21 protein-coding genes and 1 tRNA gene are annotated in these 23803 nt (G+C 69.8%); 14 read left to right on the forward strand and 8 right to left on the reverse strand.

Translation table 11 applies throughout. The annotated features are described in order from the left end of the window. Positions 1-86: 86 nt before the first annotated feature. From R8F63_05725 to R8F63_05745, 5 genes are read left to right on the forward strand one after another with little or no spacing between them, the layout of a single operon-like run. Positions 87-1484, forward strand: coding sequence for a DUF512 domain-containing protein (locus tag R8F63_05725; protein ID MDW3218094.1), 1398 nt, complete (start codon positions 87-89; stop codon positions 1482-1484). Next, positions 1481-2791 carry a ribosome biogenesis GTPase Der gene (gene der, locus R8F63_05730; GenBank protein ID MDW3218095.1) on the forward strand — a complete coding sequence of 437 codons (1311 nt, stop codon included), beginning with the start codon at positions 1481-1483 and terminating at the stop codon, positions 2789-2791. The genes R8F63_05725 and der overlap by 4 nt, the downstream gene beginning before the upstream one ends. Positions 2792-2836: 45 nt before the next feature. Next, positions 2837-3916, forward strand: a complete 1080-nt coding sequence (locus tag R8F63_05735; protein MDW3218096.1) for a PP2C family protein-serine/threonine phosphatase — start codon at positions 2837-2839, stop codon at positions 3914-3916. Between the two features lie 30 nt (positions 3917-3946). Next, positions 3947-4156 (forward strand): hypothetical protein, encoded by a 210-nt coding sequence (locus R8F63_05740; protein ID MDW3218097.1) that lies wholly within the window; start codon positions 3947-3949, stop codon positions 4154-4156. Positions 4157-4214: 58 nt separating this feature from the next. Further along, a complete protein-coding gene (locus R8F63_05745) occupies positions 4215-5102 on the forward strand; it encodes a fructose bisphosphate aldolase (protein ID MDW3218098.1) in 888 nt (295 codons plus the stop codon). Here R8F63_05745 and R8F63_05750 read toward each other — a convergent pair. Both R8F63_05750 and R8F63_05755 read right to left on the reverse strand, forming a co-directional pair. Then, complete coding sequence (locus R8F63_05750; GenBank protein ID MDW3218099.1) at positions 5047-7773, reverse strand: efflux RND transporter permease subunit; 2727 nt, start codon at positions 7771-7773, stop codon at positions 5047-5049. The two genes, R8F63_05745 and R8F63_05750, sit on opposite strands and share 56 nt — an antisense overlap. A 25-nt stretch (positions 7774-7798) precedes the next feature. After that, entirely contained in the window at positions 7799-10966 is a 3168-nt protein-coding gene (locus R8F63_05755) for a heparinase II/III family protein (protein MDW3218100.1), read from the reverse strand. A gap of 95 nt (positions 10967-11061) precedes the next feature. Between R8F63_05755 and R8F63_05760 the strand changes: the two genes are divergently transcribed. The 3 genes from R8F63_05760 to R8F63_05770 all read left to right on the forward strand — a co-directional run bounded on the left by R8F63_05760 (position 11062) and on the right by R8F63_05770 (position 12176). Then, positions 11062-11139, forward strand: a tRNA-Pro gene (locus R8F63_05760). A gap of 68 nt (positions 11140-11207) precedes the next feature. Continuing rightward, on the forward strand, positions 11208-11597 hold the full coding sequence (locus tag R8F63_05765) for a VOC family protein (protein MDW3218101.1): 390 nt from the start codon (positions 11208-11210) through the stop codon (positions 11595-11597). A 51-nt stretch (positions 11598-11648) separates the two neighbouring features. Continuing rightward, positions 11649-12176, forward strand: coding sequence for a dTDP-4-dehydrorhamnose 3,5-epimerase family protein (locus R8F63_05770; protein ID MDW3218102.1), 528 nt, complete (start codon positions 11649-11651; stop codon positions 12174-12176). Between the two features lie 32 nt (positions 12177-12208). On the opposite strand, the gene R8F63_05775 is transcribed toward R8F63_05770, so the two are convergent. The 3 genes from R8F63_05775 to R8F63_05785 are packed head-to-tail and all read right to left on the reverse strand — an operon-like array spanning position 12209 to position 15240. Further along, a complete protein-coding gene (locus tag R8F63_05775; protein MDW3218103.1) occupies positions 12209-12991 on the reverse strand; it encodes a glycosyltransferase family A protein in 783 nt (260 codons plus the stop codon). Further along, the gene (locus R8F63_05780) at positions 12988-13917 is read right to left on the reverse strand and encodes a Gfo/Idh/MocA family oxidoreductase (protein ID MDW3218104.1); all 930 of its coding nucleotides are present in this window, start codon (positions 13915-13917) and stop codon (positions 12988-12990) included. The genes R8F63_05775 and R8F63_05780 overlap by 4 nt, the downstream gene beginning before the upstream one ends. Before the next feature lie 39 nt (positions 13918-13956). Then, positions 13957-15240: a DUF222 domain-containing protein gene (locus R8F63_05785; GenBank protein MDW3218105.1), complete on the reverse strand. Its 1284-nt coding sequence runs from the start codon at positions 15238-15240 to the stop codon at positions 13957-13959. 103 nt (positions 15241-15343) lie between these two features. Here R8F63_05785 and R8F63_05790 point away from each other — a divergent pair, with 103 nt between their 5' ends. From R8F63_05790 to R8F63_05805, 4 genes are read left to right on the forward strand one after another with little or no spacing between them, the layout of a single operon-like run. Continuing rightward, positions 15344-16384: a hypothetical protein gene (locus R8F63_05790; protein MDW3218106.1), complete on the forward strand. Its 1041-nt coding sequence runs from the start codon at positions 15344-15346 to the stop codon at positions 16382-16384. 44 nt (positions 16385-16428) lie between these two features. Beyond that, positions 16429-16845: a helix-turn-helix transcriptional regulator gene (locus R8F63_05795; GenBank protein ID MDW3218107.1), complete on the forward strand. Its 417-nt coding sequence runs from the start codon at positions 16429-16431 to the stop codon at positions 16843-16845. Positions 16846-16871: 26 nt separating this feature from the next. Further along, on the forward strand, positions 16872-19121 hold the full coding sequence (locus R8F63_05800; GenBank protein ID MDW3218108.1) for a hypothetical protein: 2250 nt from the start codon (positions 16872-16874) through the stop codon (positions 19119-19121). Positions 19122-19157: 36 nt separating this feature from the next. Continuing rightward, positions 19158-19556: a hypothetical protein gene (locus R8F63_05805; protein MDW3218109.1), complete on the forward strand. Its 399-nt coding sequence runs from the start codon at positions 19158-19160 to the stop codon at positions 19554-19556. A 6-nt stretch (positions 19557-19562) separates the two neighbouring features. On the opposite strand, the gene R8F63_05810 is transcribed toward R8F63_05805, so the two are convergent. Beyond that, positions 19563-20549: a hypothetical protein gene (locus R8F63_05810; GenBank protein MDW3218110.1), complete on the reverse strand. Its 987-nt coding sequence runs from the start codon at positions 20547-20549 to the stop codon at positions 19563-19565. Between the two features lie 53 nt (positions 20550-20602). On the opposite strand from R8F63_05810, the gene R8F63_05815 reads away from it, so the two are divergent. Further along, positions 20603-21208, forward strand: a complete 606-nt coding sequence (locus R8F63_05815) for a TetR/AcrR family transcriptional regulator (protein ID MDW3218111.1) — start codon at positions 20603-20605, stop codon at positions 21206-21208. Between the two features lie 9 nt (positions 21209-21217). Here R8F63_05815 and R8F63_05820 read toward each other — a convergent pair whose 3' ends face one another. Then, positions 21218-22357, reverse strand: a complete 1140-nt coding sequence (locus R8F63_05820; GenBank protein MDW3218112.1) for an FAD-binding oxidoreductase — start codon at positions 22355-22357, stop codon at positions 21218-21220. Positions 22358-22432: 75 nt separating this feature from the next. Here R8F63_05820 and R8F63_05825 point away from each other — a divergent pair, with 75 nt between their 5' ends. Beyond that, the gene (locus R8F63_05825) at positions 22433-23011 is read left to right on the forward strand and encodes an HD domain-containing protein (protein ID MDW3218113.1); all 579 of its coding nucleotides are present in this window, start codon (positions 22433-22435) and stop codon (positions 23009-23011) included. Positions 23012-23072: 61 nt separating this feature from the next. Here the strand turns inward: R8F63_05825 and R8F63_05830 are convergent, their stop codons facing one another. Continuing rightward, positions 23073-23798 carry a glycosyltransferase family 2 protein gene (locus R8F63_05830; protein MDW3218114.1) on the reverse strand — a complete coding sequence of 242 codons (726 nt, stop codon included), beginning with the start codon at positions 23796-23798 and terminating at the stop codon, positions 23073-23075. Between the last annotated feature and the right edge of the window lie 5 nt (positions 23799-23803).

A 23803-nucleotide genomic window follows, 5' to 3' on the forward strand; every position in this document is an offset into this window, starting at 1 on the left:
AGAGAATGAATTAGCAGGAAAAGACGCGAAACTCAACCACAGACACGGCGAACGGGGGGAGGAAGGCGGACCGGTAGCCTGTGCCGATGTCGTCCCCCCGAATCGTCGCGGTCGAGCCGGGTTCCCCGGCGGCCCGGGCCGGCCTGCTCGCGGGCGACGAGATCCGGGCCATCGACGGGGAGGTCCCGCGGGACGTCATTCGCTGGCAGATCCTGACGAGTGACGCCGAGGTCCATCTCGCGATCGACCGTGACGGCGATCGCTTCGATGCCGTGGTCCACAAGGCCGACGGCGAGCCCCTCGGCGCGGATGTGCACGCCGCGGTCTTCGACAAGGTGCAGACCTGCGACAACCATTGCGAGTTCTGCTTCATCCATCAGCTGCCCAAGGGCATGCGCCGGTCGCTCTACCTGAAGGACGACGACTACCGGCTCTCGTTCCTCTACGGGAACTTCACCACCCTCACGCGGTTCACCGAGCTCGATCTGGAGCGGGTGATCACGGAGCGTCTGTCGCCCCTGCACGTGTCGATCCACGCCACCGACCCGGAGATCCGGGCGGACATCCTGCGCAACCGGCGCGGTGCGGTTTCGCTGCGCTGGCTGCGGGAACTGCTCGATGCCGACATCGAGATCCACGGCCAGGTCGTCGTCTGCCCCGGGCTGAACGACGGTGACGTGCTGGACGACACGCTCGCCGGCGTACTCGAACGCTTCCCGGAGCTCGCCTCCGTGTGCGTCGTCCCGCTCGGGATCTCGCAGTTCAACACCCAGGAGCGGATGCGAGCCCACACGCTGGACGAGGCGCGACGCGTCGTCGACATCGTCGACTCGTGGCAGGAGACCTTCCTGGCCACCGTCGGACACCGGATGGTGTTCGCGGCCGACGAGTACTACCTGCTCGCCGATCGCCCCTTTCCGCCGGCCGAGGTCTACGGCGACTTCCCGATGCACGAGGACGGCATCGGCATGGCCCGCACGCTCGAACTCGAATTCCACGATCCCGCCAGCGAGCCGACCGGCACGCAGTCGGGGTTCTTCGCCTGGGTCGACGGCGCGCCGGCCGACGGCTATCGCGCCCCCCGCCAGGACTCGCCGGCGATGGCGGTCGCCGGGGCCGCCGCGTCGACGCCGGTCTCGCTGTCGCCCCGCCGGAACGCGCCCGTCGGCATCCTGACGGGCACCCTCGGCGCCCCGATCCTCGAACCGCTGGTGGCCGCCTCCGGCAACCCCGACGCCCGGGTGATTCCGGTGCCGAACGACTTCTTCGGCGGCAACATCGGTGTGACCGGCCTGATGGTGGGGGAGGACCTCACCCGGGTGCTCGCCGCCGAGCCGGAGGGCCACCGCTATCTCCTCCCCGACGTGTGCCTCAGCCGAGGCGTGTTCCTGGACGGCACCCGTCCCGAAGACCTGCCTCGCGCCGTCGAGGTCGTTCCCACAGACGGTGCGGCCCTCCGTCGAGCCCTGGAGCCCGCGCGATGAGCCGTCCCACCGTGGCCATCGTCGGCCGGCCCAACGTCGGCAAGTCCACCCTGGTCAACCGCATCCTCGGCCGCCGCGAGGCGATCGTCGAGGAGCGACCCGGCGTCACCCGGGACCGCAAGGAGGTCGACGCCGAATGGCTCGGCCACCACTTCCGGTTGCTCGACACCGGCGGCTGGATGGCGGGCGGCGACGCGCTCGACGGCAAGGTGTCGGCCCAGTCCGAACAGGCGATGGCGGACAGTGACGTGATCCTGCTCGTCCTCGATGCCACGGTCGGGGTGACCCCTGACGACGAACAGGTCGCCCAGCTGCTCCGCCGGGGTGACACGCCGGTCCTCGTCGTCGCCAACAAGGTCGACGACGTCAGCCACGAGGCCGCCGTCTGGGAACTGCTCGGCCTCGGCATGGGCGACCCGTTCCCGGTGAGCGCCCTGCACGGCAAGGGCACGGGTGACCTGCTCGACGCGGTGGTGGCGCTGCTGCCCGAGGGTTCGGACGACCCGATCATCGACGACGAGGAGGCGGAGGACGACGGCATGTTCGCCGTCACCCTTGTCGGCCGCCCCAACGTCGGGAAGTCGACGCTCTTCAACCGGCTCATCGGGGAGGAGCGGGCCGTCGTCCACGACCGCCCGGGTACCACCCGCGACGCGATCGACACGATCGTCGAGACCGCCGACGGTCCGATCAAGTTCATCGACACCGCGGGGATGCGCCGCAAGGCCCGCATCGACGAGGACACCGAGTACTACTCGCTGGTTCGGGCGCTCAAGGCCGTCGACAAATCCGACGTTGCCCTCCTGGTGATCGACGCGACGATCGGCATCACCCATCAGGACCAGCGGCTGGCCGAGCGCGTGGACGGGGCCGGCTGCCCGATCGTCGTCCTGCTCAACAAGTGGGAGCTCCTCGACACCGACGCGCGGGAGAAGATCGGCGAGGACGTCGAACGCAAGCTGGCGTTCCTGGCCGACCCGCCGGTCCTGCGGATCAGCGCGTTGAGCGGCAAGGGCGTCAACCGCCTCTGGCCGGCACTGCAGGCCGCGGTCGGCGCCTATCGCACCCGGATCCCGACGCGTGAGGTGAACAAGGTGATCCGGGCCGCCCAGGCGTCACAACCCGCTCCGCACGGTGCTCGCGTGCTCTACGCGACCCAGGGAGCGACGGACCCGCCGACGTTCACCTTGTTTGCGAACCGTGAAGTGCCGACGACATACCTGCGATACCTCGAACGCTCACTCCGAGAGGCATTTTCGCTCGGATCCACCCCGATCAAGCTGCGCGTCCGGAAGCGCAGTGATTGACCGCTACCATTCTGTGACCCTTCCGTCGTCCCCCGAGGAGGCCCGATGAGCACGATCGTCTTGGGCGCTCTCGCCCTCATCGCACTCGTCACCGCCGCTGCCTACGCCCATTCGGCGCGTCTGCGACTCCGACTCGTCAATCTCGTCGACAACGACCCATCGGTCGACATCGAGGCGCACTCGCTCGCCTTCGCCGCGTTCCGCAAGGAGGCGCACACCTCGATCGTCTACGGCGTCATCGCGGTGGCGGCGGCGATCGTGGCGATCGTGGACACCCCCGACATCGCGGCCGCGTTCGGCGCGCTGGCCGTGCCGGCGATCACCGCGCTCTGGTGGTCCCGTTCCGCCAGCCGTGAGGCCCGGATGGCCCGCAACCGATACGACATCGAGCGCCGCGCCGGCGAGGCACTCGAGCAGGAGCAGCTCGCGCCGAAGGCCTGGGCCGCCCGTCTCGCGCCCGAGGAGGTGCCGGACTTCAGCGGCTTCGAGATCGGGCGCGTCTACCAGGCCGGTTCCGGTCTGATGGCCGGCGACTTCTTCGACGTCCACCGCGTCGGCCCCACCCGCGTCGCCGCGGTCATCGGCGACGTCGCCGGTCACGGTATCGAGTCCTCGATCACCGCGTTCCAGGCGAAGTACCTCCTCCGGGTGTTCCTGCGCCAGTTCCGGGACCCGGCCCAGGCGTTCGAGGAGCTCAACGCCCAGCTCGCGGCGGGCGACCGTCACGAAGAGTTCATCTCCGCCGCGGTCATCGTGTTCGACACCGAGGCCGGCACCCTGCGCTACGCATCCGCGGGTCACCCCGCCGTCTTCCTGTTCCAGGAGGACGGCACGGCGCCGCTGCGTTCGACGGGCCCGTTGCTGATGCTCGACCCGAAAGCGCAGTACTTCTCGCGGGAGATCCCGATGGAGTCGGGCGACCTCGTGGTGATGTACACCGACGGCCTCGCCGAGGCCCGGGCCGGCGTCGGACTGTTCGGTGAGGAACGCATCATCAAGACCGCGGAGCGCGAGCTCAACGCGCCGCCGGACGTGCTCTGCAAGGCGTTGCTCGACGCCGCCAAGGACCATGCCGGTGGGGTCATCGACGACGACACCGCGATCATGGCGATCCGCCGCGACTGACGGCTACACCGACCCCATACCCTCGAACCGATGCCCTGGTGTGACTCGTGCGCGAAGAACTGGACGCCGACGTCGGTCACCACTGACGGCACCTGTCCGGACTGTGGCGAACCGGTCGAGGGCACGCCCGGGGTCAGCCACGAGCCGCACAAGACACCGTGGCACTTCTGGGTCGGCGTCGGCGCCGCGGCCATCTATCTCGGCTGGCGCGCCTTCCAGGGCCTGATGCTGCTCTTCTGATGAAACCGGGTCGCTCGACCCACGCCTCGCGGCCGTGGCTCGCATATCCTCGTCACTCATGAACGCGGACATGCTCCAGAAGATCACGAACGAGAACGGCTTCATCGCCGCCCTCGACCAGAGCGGTGGCAGCAGCCCCAAGGCGCTGAAGCTCTACGGCATCGAGGAGGACGCCTACGACGGCGACGACGAGATGTTCGACCTGATCCATGCGATGCGCACCCGGATCGTCACCAGCCCGAGCTTCGACGGCGACCGCGTCCTCGGCGCGATCCTCTTCGAGATGACGATGGACCGTGAGTTCGCGGGCGTCGGTGCGGCCGAGTACCTGTGGAACGAGAAGCGCGTCGTGCCCTTCCTGAAGGTCGACAAGGGCCTGGCCGACGAGGAGAACGGCGTCCAGATCATGAAGCCGATGCCGGATCTCGACGCGCTGTGTGCGCGTGCGGTTGCCAAGGGCGTGTTCGGCACCAAGATGCGGTCGGTCATCAACGAGGCGAACCCGGCTGGTGTCGACGCCGTGGTGGATCAGCAGTTCGCCGTGGGCAAGCAGATCCTCGGGCATGGCCTCATGCCGATCATCGAGCCCGAGGTGAACATCAACTCCTCGAGCAAGGCCGAGGCAGAAGTGCTGTTGCGTGACTCGATCCTGCGCAATCTCGACGGGCTCCCCGACGGTCAGCAGGTGATGCTGAAGCTCACCCTCCCCGAGGAGGATGGCTTCTACGCCGATGTCATCGTCCACCCGAAGGTGCTGAAGGTCGTGGCCCTGTCCGGCGGCTACAGCCGCGAAGAGTCCAACGCCCGCCTGAGCCGTCAGCCCGGCATGATCGCCAGCTTCTCCCGAGCGCTCACCGAGGGCCTGTCCGCCCAGCAGAGCGACGACGAGTTCAACGCGATGCTGGACGGGGCCGTCGGCTCGATCGCCGCAGCCTCCGCCACCTGAGCCGCACCGCGTCGCGCGAGGTCTCGACCGCGAGGTAGAGCGGCGGGAACGAGACCAGCACGAGCACCGTCGAGCTCACCAGCCCGCCGATCAGCACGAAGCAGAGCGCCTCCCAGAACGGGTCGCTGAGCGCGAGCGGCAGCAGGCCGGCGACCGTCGTCGCCGTCGTCACCACGAGTGGCCGGAACCGCATCTCGATGGCCTGTCCGATCGCCTCGGCTCGCGAGGCGCCGGCCCGCCGGGCCTGGTTGGCCGCGTCGACGAGCAGGATCGTGTTGTTGACCGCCACGCCGACCAGGGCGATGAAGCCGACCATCACGAAGAAGCTCAGCGGGTTGTCGGTGCGTTCGAGGAGCGTGAACACGCCGAAGAACGAGAAGGGGACGGCGAGGAACACCAGCACCGGCTGTATCGCCGAGCGGAACTGGATGACGAGGAACGCGAGCATCAGCACGATCGCGAACAGCAGCGCCACGACCAGGCTGGCGAAGTCATCCTGGTTGTCCGACTCGAACCCGAAGTCGAACGACAACGCGTCGGCGCTGAGACCACGGGCCTCGAGATCGTCCGCCGGCCAGAGCGATGCGACCAGATCCTCGGCGGCCGCGAGGTTGGCGGACGTGTCGTCGTTGTCGAAGTTGGCCCGCACCTCCAGGATTCGCTCGCCGTCGGTGCGGCGCACCTGCCCGTCCGTCGCCACGAACGCGGTGACGAAATGCGTCGTGTCGCCCGTGCTCTTGTCGAGCTCCTGGCCCGGCAGCGTCGCCGCGACGTCGGAGGCGAGCGCCTGGGCCGCGTCCAGATCCTCGGGGGCGAACAACACCTGCACCTGGAACGGGAACTCGTCGGGCGGTGGCCCGATGTCGACCGGGTTGGCCGAGATCCGCGCTCCCGCCATGTCGGCGGTCGCGGCCTCGACCCGGTCGACATAGCCGGGCGAGGTGACCGACCGCCCGTCCATCGGCACGAGATCGATGATCGCGAACGAGCTGCGCTCCGTGCCGAAGACGACCTGGTAGAGGGTGGCGTCCTCGCCGAGGGTAGCGAGAACGATGCGGTCGATCTCGGCCTGGAGCTCCTGCGCCTCGGCGACGCTGGTCCCGGTGTCGAAGTCGACACTGATCTGCATGCCGTTCGAGTCCTTGGTCGGCGGGAAGATGTTGAAACCGACCCGCGCCGCGGTGCCGAACGACATGACCACGAAAACGAGGGCGATCATCCCGACGCCGGCGCCGGCGAGCCAGCCCCGCCACCCCTTGCCCGCGGGATAGGCGGCGAGCCGACCGAGCGCGGCCGCCAGGCGTCGTTGCCCCCGCACGACCGGGCTCCGTGACTCGCCGCCGCGCAGGATGAACACGCGGCCGAGCACGGGGATCAGCGTGACGGAGAGGAGGAACGAGAGCGCGAGCGTGATGATCACCGTGATCGGGATCGGGCGGATGAACTCGCCGAGCACCCCGCCGACGAAGGCCATCGGCGCGAAGACGGTCAGCGTGCTGAGCGTGCCGGCGAACGACGCGGCGCCGACCCGGTCGACGGCGCGGCGGATGATGCCGAGTTCCGAGCCGGCCGCCTCGGGATCGTCGCGGCTCGCATCGATCGATTCGCTGATGACGATCGCGTCGTCGACCAGGAGGCCGAGCGTGAGGATGAGTCCGAACAGGGTGATCGTGTTGAGCGAGTAGCCGATGAGCCACAGGCCCACGAGGGCGGTGAGCATGACGGTGCCCATGAAGACCGCGGTGAGGACGGCGGTTCGCCATCCGATGAGCACCAGGCTGACGACCGCGACGGCGATGAGGCCGAAGAGGAGGTTGCTCGTCAGCGAGCTGAGCTGCGATCGGATGTCGTCCGCGAAGTCGGCGCCGATCAAGGCGACCCAGCCGTCGGGGAGATCGAGGCCGTCGTCGATGCGGCTCTGGATCCGGTCGCTGAACTCGAGGAGGTCGGCGTCGGCGCCGTCGGTCCGAACGACGCCCACGCCGATGGAGCGGACCGATTCGGTGTCGCCGCCCCGGGCGAAACGGGTGAAGCTCGTCTGGCGGGTCTCGGGCTCGCCGGTCGCCGGATCGATCGCCTCGCTGAACAGATTGAGCGGGGCCGCCTCCTCGACTTCGTCCACCTGGGCGAACAGGTCGGCGATGCGGTCGGCCTCGGCCTGCAGTTCCTCGGCCGGGGTGTCGGCCGGCCCGGCGATCGTGACGATCAGGTCGTAGGTGTCGGCGAACTTCGTGAAGTCGACCGGCTCGAACGTGAGGTCGACGATGGCGGGCACGTCGGGCGGGGGAGCGGCCAGCAGAGCATCGAGACCGTCGGCGGAGCTGAACGACGACTCGAACTCGACGACGCCGAAGAAGAAGTTGTTCTGGGCGAAGGTGCGAATCTCCGCGACTCCGTCGAGGTCGGCATAGGCCTCTTGGAACGGGACGGCGACATCGCGGTCGACCACCTCCGGGTCGTCGACGAAGTACGTGGCCTCGCCGATCGCGATCGGCACGTTGACCGGAGGAAACCCTTCACGGGCGAGGGCCCCGGCGTAGGCGTAGATGCCGACCGCGAGCAGCACGCCCCACAGGGCGAGCGACCATCGGGGACGACCGGCGGCGAGGAGGGCAGGGCGGGTGATGAGGCCCGGGCGCGGGCCGGAGGTCGGGGGCTCTGCGGCGGGCACGGCGACGACCGTAGCGGACCGGGAATCAGCTGCCGCTGAGCGGTCGGTCGACGACGATCCAGTGCGTGCTCGACTCGTCATCGACACCGACGAGCACGCCCGGACGCGGTTCGACGATCCGGCCCGACCAGATGCCGGTCCGGAAGACGCCGGCCTCGAGGTCGACGACCACGACCACGCCGTCGGCCGAGTCGCCGTCGATCCGGGCGACGACCGCGAGGATCTTGCCGTCGTCGATCCCGAAGCCCCGGACGGTGTCGACCGCACCATCCGGATGGCGCCCCACCTCGACGCCGTCGAGACCGCTGGTGACCGAGTCGAGATAGCCGATGTCGGTGAGGACGAAGCCCGTGGCGTCGGCGGTCGGCGCCGGCTCGGTCCCGTCGCAGTCGGGGTCGGCCCCGTCGAACCGGCCGTCGAGATCGTCGTCGCGTTCGTCGAAGCAGCGGTCGCCGGCCGCGATCTCGACGTCGGCCGTCGAGGTCGCGCCGGATGAGTCCCTCACGGTCAGGGTGAGCCGGTAGGTGCCGGTGGCGTCGACGTCGAGCACCGGGCGCCACGGATCGGAGGGGTCGAGGGACCACGACGACCCCCGGGGCGCGCTCGTCATCGTCCACTCGGCCGAGAGCGCATCGCCGTCGGGGTCGCAGGACCCGGAGGCGTCGAGCACGAGCGCCGTGCCGAGTTCGGCGCGCTGGTAGCGGTGGACGAGGAGGGCGGACGGGCCGTTGTTTCCGGTCGCGGGACGGAGGCTCACCGTGCCGTTCGTGCCCGGTTCGAGCCGCCGGGTGCCCGCGCCGTCGTCGTCGCTCGCGCAGGCGCCGTCGGCGGTCCAGGCCGGGTCGACGTCGGCGACGACGATCGAGTGGGCAGGCCGGTCGGCCGCGACGGTGCGACGGTCGTCCTGCCCGTCGACGACCAGCTGGCGGGCGCCGGGCGCGCTGACGGATCCGTCGGCCAGCGCGTCGCCCGTGGTCCACGCCACGGCATCGTTGGGGTCCGCGTCGTCGGCGTCGACGAGTCGAAGCCCGTCGTCGTCCCAGACCACGGTGCCGACCCGGCCGGCGGCGGAGTCGTCGATCGTGGCGGTCAGGCCGTCCGGCCCCCAGCTGGTGGTCACCGCGGCCGGCGTCGCCCCGGTCGCCGTCGGCACCAGCACCTGGATGGCCCGCACCGGCTCGGCGGAGTCGACGGTGGCGTGGAGTGTCTCGTGGGTGAGCTCGTTGCGCCGACGGGTCGGGTCCTCGTGCTCCTGGATCTCGGTCGTGAACGCGGGAAGCCCCTGGTCGGTCACGATCGCCGCTTCGAGCGCGGCGTCGGCGCGGCTCCAGATTCCGCCGGTGGCGGTAGGGGTGAACGTTCCGCCGCTCGTGCCGCCGCCGTTGCCCTGCACGACCCACGTCAGGTCGACGGGATCGGCCGGTGTCGTGTCGGCCGGGGTCAGCGGCGTGATCTCGTCCGCGATCACCAGGTAGCGGTCGTCGACGAACAGGAAGCGCCGGTCCAGCTCGATGTCCGTACCCGACTCGTGGGCTCCGTAGCGGGTCGTGACGACCGCGGTGTCGAGCCGCTCGGTGTCGAGGGTCGAGTGGATGGTGGCGAACCCGTCCTGGGGTGGAGTGCCGTAGGGGTCGGTCGAGCCCCACTCAAAGCTCGTGGGCAGCGGCTCCCGCGGCCCTTCGCCGTCGACGAGCACGATGCTGTGGTCGCCCGGCGTGGCCACCCGGCTCCGCTCGAGGAAGCTGAGGTAGCCGGGGTCGAGCACGAGGGTCTCGCCGTGGGCGGCGAGGATGTAGGAGCCGGGTTCGGCGTGTTCGTGGGACTGGGGTGTGCGGCCCAGCCCGCTCGCGTCGCGACCGAACAGTGACGCGGTGGGGCCTTCGCCCTGGGCGATCACGACCATGGCCTCGGGGTCCCAGTCGGACCGGAAGATCGCGTTGCCACCCTCGTACCAGAACGACGTCGGCGACCCGTCGGGCGGTGCCGGCACGATCGCGTCGTCGTAGGCGACGATCGAGTCGAGGGCGAGGTCGGTCGACGACTCGTTGACGTAGGGCGTCGGGGCGTTGGCCCACCGCCACGCGTAGGCGGCCGCGTTGGGCAGCGGCGGGAGGGCGCCGAAGAAGTACGACTCGGCGGTGTTGGCATCGTCGACCGGTGCCTGCGAGCCGTCGGGCAGCGTCATGGCCAGCATCCAGTCGGCGCTGCGGGCGAAGAGTTCGGTGTGGTGCAGCGCCGGGATCTCCCGGCCCGCCGAGTTCGTCCAGGCACCGTCGCCGAGGAGCCGTTCCCACATGCCGACGTAGACGGCGACCGACTCCGTGGTGAACCGGTAGTAGTGGGTCCCCTCCGAGTAGGCCCCGTCGCCGGCGAGGAGCACATGGCGCAACGTGTCGTCCACCAGCGTGACGCCGAGGTCCCACCACTCGACGGGGTCACGGGAGCCGTCCGGGTCGTCGGCCGGGTCCGGCGCGTATTCGGCCAGGGTCGCGGCCGCCATGGCGAAGGCGATCCCCGACTTCGTGCGGTGATTGTTCTGGTGAAGATCGGTGAAGCCGTTGGCGGTCGCCGGGTCGGTGTAGTTGCGGTACAGCTCCGCCGTCAGCTCGGTCAGCCGAGCCGCGATCGTGGCGTCGCTCCCGTCGGCGAACTCGTAGCCGGCACCGAGCATCAGGTCGAAGGCGCTGGTCCACTGGACGATCTCGCCCGCCGTGTCGATGTCGCGGTCCCATCCCCCGAGTGGTGGCGGCACGGCGATACGGGAACGCTCATAGGCACCGAGCAGCAATTCCTCGACGATTGCGCCCGTCGCCTCACGAGCCTCGTCGTCGGGGAACGGCACGATCTCCCCGTCGATCACCGTGCGGTCGAGGGCGTATTCGAAGGCGAACCATCGCGCCGACCGGGCCATGTCCTTCTGGGCGTGCCGATCCGGGTCGCCCGGCGTGCGGGACAGCCGCCTGGCCTCGTGGAGGGCGTGGGCGTCGAGGAAGATCTGCCGGTACGGCTCACGGGTGAGCCGATCCACGAGCATCGCCTCCGTGCCGGGGGTGTACGACGTGCGAGGTCGCTCCACGCCGACCCAGGGCTGCTCCTCGGACGCTTCGGACGCGTCCGCAGTCGCGCTCGCCGCCCCGGTCATCACCGACGCCACGACCGCCAGCCCAACGATGATCACCCACACCCGACGCATCGCACCGATGGTGCCAGGCCCTCTCGGCGCCGTCGAAATCGCCTGGCCGATTCCCGGTGGCGCCGACGGCCACCCGCGGTATCGTCATGCCCTCACGGGCTGTGGCGCAGCTTGGTTAGCGCGTCGGTCTGGGGGACCGAAGGTCGGAGGTTCAAATCCTCTCAGCCCGACCAGACATGGTGAACGACTCCCGCACTCTGGTGCGGGAGTTCGCCGTCCGGCCGCTGCCTACCATGCAGCCATGTCCGTCACCCATCTCCGCCAGGTGGCCCTCCACGTCGACGACATGGAGCGCGCTGTCGCCTTCTACCGGGACGTCGTGGGTCTGGGGCTCATCGCCCGGTTCGATCCGCCCGGTCTCGCCTTCTTCGACATCGGGGGCACTCGGCTGCTTCTCGAGGCCGGCGCGCCCTCGTCCCTGATCTACCTCGGCGTCGACGATGTCGCAGCGACGACGGACCGCCTCCGTGGCGCCGGAGTCACGATCGAGTCGGAACCCCACGTCATCCTCGTGGACGAGGCTGGACAGTTCGGGCCCCCGGGCGAGGCCGAGGAGATGGCCTTCTTCCGAGACTCGGAAGGCAACCTGGTGGGCTTGGCCGGACGCCGGCAACCGAGTTCTGACGCGTGATCGCCAGCCCGATTTCCGTCGCGGCGCGTCGAGCTGATTAGCCTTGCGGGGATGAAGGCGGAGATCGACGGCGTCGACGTGTATCCGATGGAGACCCGACGCGACGAACGAGGGGCGCTCACCGAGGTGTTCCGGCAGACCTGGGCACCCGAGACGACGGCGGTGCAGTGGAACCATGTCGTCTCCGAGCCGAACGTGTTGCGCGGTGTCCACGCCCACCTCGTCCACGACGACATGCTGACCGTCGTCGCCGGCACCATGATCCTCGGCCTGGTCGACCTCCGACCGCACTCGCCGACGCACGGCGTGCGCGCGTGTCTGGAGCTGCGCCAGACCGAGTCGATGGTGCGCATTCCCGTCGGTGTCGGTCACGGCTTCTACTTCCCCGACCACGCCGCCATCCTCTACGCCGTGACGGCGTACTGGGACACGAATGACGAACTCGGCTGTCGATGGGACGATCCCGACCTCGGTATCGACTTCCCCTGCACCGATCCGCTGCTGTCGGACCGCGATGTCCACGCGGGCACCCTCGCCGAACTCCAGTCGGCCGTGGCCGCGCGGTTCGTCACTTTCTGAGGCAGCACTGTCTGACTCTCCAGCCTGGAGACTCAGCGCTGGTCGAGTTCGATCTCGGCCCGATTGCCCCGTTCCCGAGCCGCCGTGAAGATGGCGCGGCGGATCGCCTCCAGTTCGGCCGGGTCGCTGACCCGCCGCCACAGATCGGCGAGTTCGTCGCGGCGGGCGTCCATGGTCACCTCGGCGCGGGCAGTGGAGGGAAGGCGCAGCACCGTCGGCCAGTCGCCGTGCCCGCAGCGGCACCATGACTGCTCGAGGAACTGGAGGATCATGTACTGATCGGTGAAGAAGCCCTCCGGGGTCGTGCGCCAGCCGTGGGGGAGGCGCCGGTACGAGTCCGTGGTGTGACTCATCCCCGACAGGCTGAAGAGCGACGTGCCTTCGAGGGCCCGATCCCGCCAGTGGCGCTGCTCGAACGAATGCAGCAGACACCGGAACCCGCCGTTGCGGGTGATGACGGCCGGAGGCGGAAAGGCGAGATCGGCGTCGGCGAGCGCGGCGAGCATCCGATCGACATGGTCGGGCAGCATCAGGTCGTCGTCGCCGAGGTAGGTGACGATCTGCGCGTCGCTCGCGGAGACGATCGGGTGCCGGTGGGGCTCGCCGGTGCGCCCTGCCTTGGGCACGTCGTGAAACCGCACCCGAGGGTCGTCGTCGATGAGTTCCCGGACCACGCGGCGGGTGTCGTCGCCGACACCGTCGCCGATGATGTGGAGTCGGATGTCGGCCACGGTCTGGGCGAGAACACTGCGGGCGCTGATGGCGAGCAGCGGCGCGTGGTCGTGGGTCGGGATCACGACGTCGGCTCGGGTCATGTCGACGGCAATCCGGCCAGATCACGGGCGGCGGCGATGCAGCCGACGATCGCCGCGCCGGTCGCGGCGCTGCTCAGCGGCGGTGGCCCCCCGGCGAGGTGGTCGACGAAGGTCCGCAGCTCGGCCAGGAGCGGCAGCTCGCCGGCGGCGGGGATCGTGCGCACGTCCGCCTCCGCCCCGCTCGTGCGGGTCAGGACGATCTCCTCGTCCCACCCGCCACCGAGGACGAGCGATCCGTCATCGCCGACCACCTCGATCCGGCGATCGTGCTCCGGTGAGGTGATGCCGACCCGGAAGTGCATCCAGACGCCGTCCGGCAGCTCGGCGGCGCCCTCGAGCCCGAGCGGCCGGTCTGCGGGCCCGAAGGCCCGCGCCCAGACGGGCTCGGGAATCGACCCGAGCACCTCGTAGGCGATCGAGATGTCGTGGGGGAGCAGGATCCAGGTGCAGTCGACGTCGTCGTGCGGCGACCCCCACTGCACTCGCCGGGTGCGGATCGCCTGAGGCGTGCCGATGTCGCCGGCCGCCACCCGGTCGCGGATCGCGAGGACGCCCGCGTGGTAGCGCCACTTGTCCATCACGAAGAGCCGATCCGGGGCGCGGGCGGCGAGATCGGCGGCGCGGGCCGCGTCGCAGGTCATCGGCTTCTCGACGAAAACCGGCACGCCGAAGTCGACCACCGTGTCGAGCACGTCGGCATGGGTCACGGTCGGTGATGCCACCACGATCCCGTCGGCGGTCTGCAGCTCGTCGAGCTTCGTGACGACCCGACTGGCACCGGCGGCGAGCAGCTCCTCGCGATTGCGATCGGACGGCACCATCACGTCGACGCGGGCGCCCAGCGACCGCAGATCCCGCAGGATGAGCGAGCCCCAGCGGCCGCAGCCGACCAGGCCGATCGAGGGGGAGTCGGAGCGGTCGGTCATGGCCCGAAGGTAGTCGGGCGCCCTGTGGCCCACGGGGTATCAGGCCGCGTCGCGGTGGGTGTCCGCCGAAGGGTCGGGCCAGTGGGTGAGGTGATCGGGGACCGGGGAGCCGTCCGGTCGGGAGATGCGCCATTCGCCGGTGGGGGTGCGCCAGGCGTGGAAGCCCTGTTGCTTGATGCGATTGTGCGTGCCGCAAGCGGGTGCCCCGTTGCCGGGGTTGGTTTTCCCCAGGCCCTCCCACGGCACCAGATGGTCGACCTGGCACGAGGAGCTCGGGACCCAACAGCCCGTCCAGTAGCAGGCGAGCTCCGAGAGCAGAGCGGCGTCGCGAGCGTTGCCGGTGAAGAGGCGGGATCGGCGCCCGAGATCGATGACCACGCCCCCCGCGTCGAACACCACGCGTCGCACATTGCTCACCAACGACCGGGCGACGATCTCCGCCGGGTTCACATACGTGCCGTCGGCGGTGCGCGAGAACCGATGCCGGTCGGTCGGCTCTAGCGGCGGCGGCTCGGCCCCGACCAGGAGCGCTGCTTGCTGCTCGTAGGTGTCGCCGTCGATGCAGTAGTCGATCGTGATGTCGAGCTTCTCGCCGTCGGGGCCGACCATCGCGCCCCGGCGGACCAGCTCGACGAACGCGTCGTAGCGGAGCTGGGGAAGGGTGCGGGGAAGGTGTTGGCGCCAGTTGTCGCCGTGCTCGGCCTTCGCGACTTCGATGTCGCCGAGCCGCAGCGCGTCCACCAGTCGATCCAGGACCTCCTTCAGGTCGGCGCCGTCGGCCGACATCAGACGCCCATCGAGCGACCAGAAGCCGTTGAAGTCCGCGCTGAGTTGGATGCGCCGGCGCCGCCAGCGACGGTTGGCCTTCTCGTGGGCGCCTTCCATGTCGACCGCATTGACCCACTGGACGCAGAAGGCATCGAAGTCGACGTATTCCAGCTCACGGGCGGCCAGGAGGAACTCGTCCTCACAGACCGACAGGTACTCGCGGACCCGCGGGTTGGCCCACACTGCGGCGATCCGCCGCACCTGGTCGCTCCCGACGAGCCCGTCGCCGTAGCAGGCGGCCACCGCCGGAAGGTCTCGCAGGGCCTTCATGACCCGATCACGTTGGGCCGCCTCCGACCCGGACAGGTGGCCGTGGAGCCGCATCATGACCCGGGCCGAGAAGTGGCCGTCGGTGCGGAACACGCCGGACCAGTCGATCCGATCGAGCAGGGCGACCGCTTCGGCATCGAGCCGCCGACGCTCTCGTTCGACCCGCGCGATCTCCGCCGCTGCCTCGTCCGCCGTCAGTTGCTCGAACCTCGGATCGCCGTTCATGATCACCCCCACACTACGAAGGGGGTATGACAGCCACGGGCCGGTCGTCGACGGCCCATCGGGGCTTCACGTTTCGCTCACATTCACGCGCCAGGATGGATTCATGCGCGTGATTGCAGGCCTCCTCGTCGGTTCTCTCCTGGTGGCCGCCTGCGCCGACGACAGCACCACGTCGGACACCGCCCCGGTCGTGGACGAGACGACGACCGCCCCGACGACCACCGCCCCGCCGACCACCGCCGCGCCGACGACCACCGCCGCCCCGGCCACGCCGCTCACCCCGGCCCAGTCGGTCGTCGAGCTCGACGGCGAGATCGTCGACGACACCCGGGGCCGCTCCATCCCGTACCGCGCCTACGCCCCGGTCGGCGTGGAGGGCGCGGTTCCCGTCGTGCTCGTGAGCCACGGCGGCTTCGGTTCCGACACCGGCTACACCCGGGGAACCCATCTGGGCGGCACGTTCGCAGCCGACGGCTTCCTGGCGATCCATGTCGGCCACCGGCGTTCGGCGGCGGGGGACCGGCAGGTGTTCGACCGCCCGGCGGACGTGACCGCGCTGCTCGACGCGCTTGGCGCCGGGGAACTGGAGCTGCCACCGGCGTTCACGGGCACGCCGGACCTCGAGCGGGTCGGTCACGTCGGCCACTCGTACGGTGCCTACACGAGCCACGCCGTCGGTGGGGCGGTCTTCGACCGCGACCTGACCGATCCGCGGATCGACGCGATCGTGCCGATCTCGCCGGCCGGTCACGACCAGTTCGGCGCCTTCGACGACGGTGCCGGCAACACGACATGGTCGACGGTGACGATCCCGGCGTTCAACCTGATCGGCGGTGAGGAGATGGACATCAACGCCGTCGGCACGATCGAGCGGCCCGGCTGGCGGCGGGTGCCGTTCGACAACTATCCCGACGAGGGCGACAAGTATCTCGTCGTGATCGACGGCCAGACCCACTCCGACATGTGGCGCACCGGCGCGAGCGAGGTCGCCGGTTTCATCGCCGCTGAGATCAGCGACTTCCTCGCGGTGTACGTCGCCGGCGACACGAGCGTCGACGCGTGTGACATCGGGATCGGGGACCTCGGGTACACGACCCTCGAGCGCTCGCCCGCCGCGGACGCCGATTGCCGCGGTGCTGAATGACGACTGCCCCCGGTATGGTCGAAGGTCGACTCCGGAAGGAACCAATGAGCAGCGATTCCCCGACCGACCTGGGTGAGTACCTGGCCGCTCGAGAGCAGAACGCCGCCGCCGAGATCGACGATTCGCTCGTCGACATCGGCCGCCGCATGGCCGAAGCGCGGGTGAACGCCGGGCTGTCGCAGGCCGAGCTCGGCGCTCAGCTCGGGGTGCTCGAGGACACCGTGGCGGGTTGGGAGGACGGCACCCTCGCCGCCCGCAGCAACATGTTGACCCGCGCCGCCGGGGTGCTCGGCGTGAGCCTGAGCTGGCTCGTGATGAGCCACGGCGTCGGTCCCGCGACCGACGAGCCGTCCCGGCTGGAGGACCTCCGCCAGACGGTGCTCGACGTGCAGGCGCAGATCTCGATCCTGTCGCGTGGCCTCCAGCGGGTGGCCGCCGAGCTCGCGGAGATTGCCAGCTGAGCGAGGCGTTCTCCTAGTCTCCTCCGATGGCTGAGATCGGGCGTCGGGAGTTCATCGTCGGAGCAACGGGGCTGGTGGCGGCCGCGTGCAGCGGAGGCGGCGGTGGCGACGCGGCGCCGACTTCGACCACGACGACTACGACCGCTCCCGGGTCGTCGACGACGACGCTCGCGCCGACCACCGCCGCGCCCGGCGCCGTGGGCGGGCTTCCCGCGCCCGGCGCAACGGGCTTGGTGGACGAGGCGTTCTTCCAGGGCCAGATCGACGCGTACCTCGCCCACGCGGCGCCGAACCTCCGCGCCGGCAGTCCGTCCGGCGTGGCCGTGCAGCTCGCCGCGGCCCGCCGCGACCCCGACTACACGTGGGACATCGACGCGGTCACGGTGGACGCGTTCGAGAGCAGGTGGACCCAGCTCGACGAGTGGCGCGACACCCGCGACTTCGTGTTCATGTACTTCAACTGGATGCTCGCCCACGGCCAGGGCGACACGCCGATGACGGCGCTCGATCCGGGTGTGATCGAGGCGATCACCCAGCGGATGCTCGACAACCGTTACCGCTGGGACGACCCGCTGCCCGAGGGTCGGATCGACCATCTCTGGTACTGGTCGGAGAACCACCGCATCATCACGCTCCACAACGAGTACCTGGCGGGACAGTTCTTTCCCGACGAGACCTTCACGATCACGGGCCTCACCGGCGCCGAGCAGCGGGAGCGGGCCCGGCCCGAGATCCTCGAGTGGATCCACGAGCGGGCGGAGTTCGGCTTCTTCGAGTGGCACAGCAACGTCTACATGGCGAAGAACATCACGCCGCTGCTGTCGCTCGTCGAGCTCACCGAGGACGACGACGAGATCGTGCGGGCCGCCGCGATGGCCCTCGATCTCTGCCTCGTCGACATGGCGACCCACTACCACCAGGGCGCCTATGTCGCCCCCATGGGCCGGACGTACAAGAAGGACAAGATGTCCGCCCTCGACGAAGACGTCTACGACGTCGCCAAGTTCCTGTTCGACGAGACCCCCACGCCGCACCAGTCGGTCGACAGCACGACGACCACGTTCTTCTGCCTGGCCGAGCGGTACCGGCCGCCGGCGGTGATGCTGGAGATCGCCAGGGACGACTCGGTCACGGTCACCCGGGAACGCCACGGCATCCACATCAACACCCAGGAGCCGATCTCCGACTCGCCCGAGGCCCCGTTCGGCTACGACTTCAAGGACAAGAACAACCTCCCGTTCTGGTGGTCCGCCGGTGCGATCGGCGTTTGGCAGATCACCGAGGTCAGCGTGGCGGCCGGCAACGAGCACAACCTCTGGGACGGCGACGTGTTCACCCAGATCAAGCTGCTGGCCGACCTGCACGGGCGCGACGTCGGAGCGATCGAACAGTGGCTCGTCGACAACTGGATGATCCTCAACCTCGGCGGACTCGACGAGGCGAACACCTACGCGTGGCGGAGCCCGGAGGTGAGCCTGGCCAGCGTGCTCGACCACCGCAAGGGCGAGATGCGCGACCAGATCCACGCCTGGCAGGCGACGATCGACCCGTACTGCCGGGTGTTCACCCAGCACCCGATGACCGGGTTGCCGGAGTCGACCGACTGGAGCGACGACGACGCCCCGGGGTACTGGACCGGCGAGGCGTCGATCCCCCGGGCCGCCCAGCACGAGAAGACCGCGATCCTCGTCTACTCGCCGCTCTACGACGAGACGACCGATCCGATCCTGGCCAGCGTGTTCGGCTACCGCGACTACACCCACGCCTTCTTCCCCCAGGAGCACTTCGACGAGGTGCGCCAGGTCGGCAACTGGACGTTCGGGGCCCGCAACGGTGGCTACATCGCCCTGTGGTCCTGGCGGGCGCCCCGCTGGCGCGAGTACGACCCGGACGTCCACGCCACCAACGGCATGACCCAGCCGTTCGATCTCCTGGCCGAGGGCGGGCCGACCAACGTGTGGATCTGCGAGGTGGGTCGCGAAGCCGACGACGGGTCGTTCGACGAGTTCGTCGCGGCAGTCACCGCGAGCGAGCCGGTGGTCGCCGAGGGGAACGAGCTGGCGGTCACGTGGGACTCCCCGTCCTCGGGCGAGGTGGGCTTCGGCTTCGACTCGCCGTTCACGGTTGCGGGCGCCGAGGTCGCGATCGGCGACTTCCCCCGCCACGACTCGCCGTGGGGCACCGTCGACCGCCTGCAGACCCATCACCGCTTCGAGACCGGCGGTGCCGTGCTCGACCTCGACTTCGACAATCTGGAACGGTCCCTCGAGGCCTGATCCCGCGGCGCGCCGCGGCAGTGTCATGCTCTGCCCATGCGATTCGGCGGTACGTGGGTGCGGGGCTCGGCCCTCGTGGTCGGTCTGCTGGCCGCAGTGCCGGCGTCCGGCGGGTGTAGTGACGACGCGTGCGCGTTGAGCTGCGGCGCGCCGGTCAACGTGCAGTGGGAGGCGGGCGCCTTCGAGGAGCCCGACGGGTATCGCCTCTGCACCCAGGACGGGTGCACCGACGTGTCGCCGTACCCCGCGGGCGACGAGGGCCAGCAGGCGGTATCGAGGGGTGGAGCCGGCGAGGTGCGGGTGCGGCTCGATCTCCTCGATGCGAACGGCGAGGTCATCGACTTCTACTGGGGCTCGGGCACCGTCGAAGGGGAGTGCTGCGGCTTCGTGCTCTTCGAGGTGCAGGGCGATGCGCTCGTCGAGGTGGAGCGCTGACCGCCGTCAGCCGAACGTGTTGATCTCCGGCGCGGTCATGATCGCGTAGGTCTCGGCGAGGCCGGCGGTGCGATGGTGCGCGCCCGACTCCCATTGCGGGTCGGACGTGAGCACCTCGAACGCGGCGTGGCTGGGGAACCAGTTGATCCGCACCTCGTCCCACGTGTCGGCCGGTCCGATGATCGTCTGCTCGACCTCGAACCAGGCGAGCGCCCGCACGCCGAGCGGCAGTGCCACCGCGCCGGCGTTGTTCGAGTAGAGATCCACGGCGTCGCGCCCGGAACGGGTGTCGTCGGCGTTCTCGTCGCCGGCCGCGTAGACCGCGGTGTCGCGATAGTCGAGGACGTGGACGAACGCGAACGGGGCGTCGTCCTCGGTCGCCGGGTACGGGTAGGTCTCGAGAACCGGGAGGTCGGGGGCGACCAGGAGGTTCGTCGCCATGACGACGGTGTCGGCGACGCCGGCCTGCTTGTGGACATTCATCTCCTGGAAGTCCGCACTCGTGATCATCGCCTGGAAGGCCGTGCGACTCGGGTAGCGCACGACGCCGACCCGATCGAACTGGGTTCCGCCGATGAGGTCCTGTTCGACGACGGCCGAGTAGACGATCTCGGCGCCGATCTCGGGCAGCTTGGTGTTGCGCATGAACTCGCCGTAGATGGCGTCGGCCTCCTCACCCGTGAGGTCGGTCTCGCGCCCGTCGACGTACTCGGCGTGCTCGCGATAGCGGATGAGGTTCACCATGTAGAACGGCTCGTCCGCCGGTCCCGAGGCGAGGAACGCCTGGAGTGCCTCGACGTCGGCGTCGCCGGCCTCGCCGCCGACGATCGGCGGGGGCGTGGTCGTGCTCGTCGTGGTCTCGGGTGCGCTGGTGGTCGTCGTGGTCTCGGGCGTTGTGGACGTCGGTGATGCCTCGGTCTCGGTGTCGTCGCTGCAGGACGTGGCGATCAGGGCGAGCACGAGGGCGAGGAAGAGGGGTGAGCGGTGGAGCATGCGAGCATCCTCTCGGCGTGGAAATATTCTGTCAAGCGACCTATTATTGCCGGATGACGAATCGACGCCCGGGTCGGCCCCGCGGGGCCGGCGTGTTCGACGAGGAGCAGCTGCTCGACCTGGCGCTGGACGCCCTCGCGAGCGGGGGCTACCGCTCGTTGTCGATGCGAGGGGTCGCCCGCGAGCTGGGGGTGTCGCTCGCCAGTGTCCAGCACCGGCATCCGACGAAGGACCATCTGTGGCGGGCTGCGGTGGACCGCATCCTGGACGGCGCGGCGGTGTCCGTGATCGACGGTCCGTTCGCGGACGTCGTCCGGCGCCGTCTGGCGACGTCGGCCGACCGTCCGAGCCTGCTGTTCGCCCTGCTCACCGATGACGCGCCGGGCGCAGCGGAGCGGCTGGCGTACCTCGCGGACCGACTCCGGCCCGCGGTGGAGGAGGCGCGGTCGACGTTCTCGGACGCGCACGACGCCGGCATCATCCGTCCGATCGACATCGAGGTCTTCGTCGCCCTGATGATGGTGGGGGTCGGCGCGCTGGCCGCGATGCCGAAGGCGGTGACGGACGTGCTCGGGCTTGGCGCGGATCCGCACGGACGCCTCGCCGAGGGATTCGCGGACATCGTGCTCCAGGGCGTCGTGGCTCGCGCCGACTGGTGACGACGAGGCTCAGTGGGCGGGCGTCAGCGGTCCGTCGAGCCCGGGCCGGTCGGGCGCGAGCTCCGCGGGGTCCAACCCCGACTCGCGGAGATCGGCCGGCAACTCGTCGTGCAGCAGCAGACCGGCCGCGGCGCGGGCGAGCCCCGGGCTCATCTGGATCCCGTACCCGCCGTGGCCGGCGACCCAGAAGAAGCCGGGCTGGTCGGGCGCGGAGCCGACGACGGGATTGCGATCGGCCGCGAACGTGCGCAACCCCGCCCACGACCCGCGGACATGGCGTCCTGTCAGCGTCGTCCACGAGGTCAGGCCGTCGAGGGCGCGGGCGATGTCCAGCTCCTCGGGGCGGGCGTCGCACGGCTCGGACGGCGTTTCGTCCGCCGGGGACACCATGAGGCCCCCCGGTTCGGGCTTGCAGTAGGCGTCCATCCCGCCGTCGCCCCGCTCGAAGCCGACGAGGGGCCACTCCCGGGCATCGACGTCGTCCGGCACGCCGACGACCGCGATCGTGCGGCGGAGGGGATGGAGCCCGACGGGACCCACGCCGGCCATGTGCGCGACGTCGTCGGCCCAGGCCCCCGCCGCGTTCACGACGATGTCGGCCTCGTGACGGGTGCCGTCGGCGAGGGTGACGCGCCACGGAGGACCGGGCGTGAGGTCGACGACCGGCGCGGACGGGACGATCGTGCCTCCCGCGGCGCGGATCATGCGGACGTAGGCCTGGTGGATCGCAGCGACGTCGAGCTCCATGGCGGTCGGCTCGTGGAGCGCCGCCACCACGTCCTCCCGCATGACCGGCACCAGATCGCGGATGGCGGGGCCGTCGAGGAACTCGGTCTCGGGCGCGAGTCGTTGCCCCTTCAGGACGTCGGCTCGCAGCGTCGCCTCGTGGTCGGCCCGCCCGACGCGCAGGAACGCACGCGGTGACCACAGGTTCTCGCCTGCTTCGAAGAACGAGTGGCTCGCGGCGGTGAGGAGCCGGACGGGCGGGTCCCCGTAGTTGATCAGGTACTGGGCGGCCGACCGCCCGGTCGTGTGATAGGCGAGCGTCGGTTCGGCCTCGACGACGGTGACGTCGACACCGGCCGCGGCGAGCTCGCCGGCGACGGAGACCCCGGCGATCCCACCCCCGATGACCAGCACGTCGAACATCGCCGGAGACTATGGCGTGCGGCCTCGCGGCCGCAGACTCGGTACTGTGGAGGGCGAGCCGCAGGAGGAACCGCCATGGCCATCACCGAACCGATCGAGACCGACGCCAGCCCCGACAGCTTCCGCCGCATGGACGAGTCCACCGCCGAGCAGTGGGCCGTGATCGGCGAGCGCACCCGCGAGAACCAGGGCCGCGTCGCCGACCGCATGATCATGTTGCTCGAGTCGCTCGCCCACATCAGTGACGGGTTCATCACCGACCAGCTCACCCACTGCCTCCAGACGGCCACGATGGCCGAGCGGGCCGGGGCCGACGACGAGATGATCTTCGGCGCCCTCTGCCACGACATCGGCAAGGCGATCTCGGTGCCGAACCATGGCGCCATCTCCGCCGAGATGATCAAGCCGTACGTGCGAGACGACGTCTACCAGGCGATCCGGAACCACCAGGACTTCCAGGGCAAGCACTACTACCACCACTTCGGTGTGCCCACGGATCTGCGGGATCAGTTCAAGGACGAGTCGTGGTACGCCCTCTGCGAGGAGTTCACCGACGACTGGGACCAGCAGGCGTTCGACCCGGACTACGACACCCTGCCGCTCGAACACTTCGAGCCGCTGATCCGCGAGATCACCGCCGCCGCCAAGTTCTGAGCCGCCCGCGTCCGCGACGTACGGCGAGAAAGTATGGGGGTCTGACCCCAGAAGGTATGGGTCAGACGTTGCGGCGGAGGCGCCACTTGACGAGGGTCTTGACGGCCTGGATGCCGTCGCGCCAGCCGATCTTCTTGCCGTCGTCGTGGGTGCGGGCCTCGTAGGAGATCGGCATCTCGTGGATCTCGACGCCGCGGCGCAGGAGCCGGGCGGTGATCTCGGGCTCGATGTCGAACCGGTTGGCCTCGAGTTCGAGGCCGTCCAGCACCGACAGGCGGATCAGCTTGTAGCACGTCTCCATGTCGGTGATGCCGGTGCCGAAGAGGATCCGGGTCATCGCGGTGAGGCCCTTGTTCGCCCAGCGGTTCTGCCAGCGCATCCCGGCCGCATCCCCGAGGAACCGACTGCCGTAGACCACGTCGGCCTCGCCGGACAGGATCGGCTTCAGGAGGTCGGCCCACTGGGCGGGGTCGTACTCGAGGTCGGCGTCCTGGATGACGACGACCTCACCCTTCGCCGCGTCCAGGCCACTGCGGATCGCGGCGCCCTTGCCCCGGTTCTGCGGGTGGGCGACGACGCGCAGCCGGGGGTCGTCGATCGAGTGGAGGATGGCGACCGAGGTGTCGGCGGACCCGTCGTCGATCGCGATGAGGTCGATCTCGACGCCGAGATCGAGCGAGAGCACGCGGTCGATCACCTCGGCCAGCGTCCCCTCCTCGTTGTACACGGGCATGATCACCGACAGCACCTGGAGCGGGTCGGCAGCGGCGGGGTTCTGGTCGTTCATCGGCT

It is taken from the genome of Acidimicrobiales bacterium (genome assembly GCA_033344915.1).
GTDB lineage: Bacteria > Actinomycetota > Acidimicrobiia > Acidimicrobiales > Aldehydirespiratoraceae > JAJRXC01.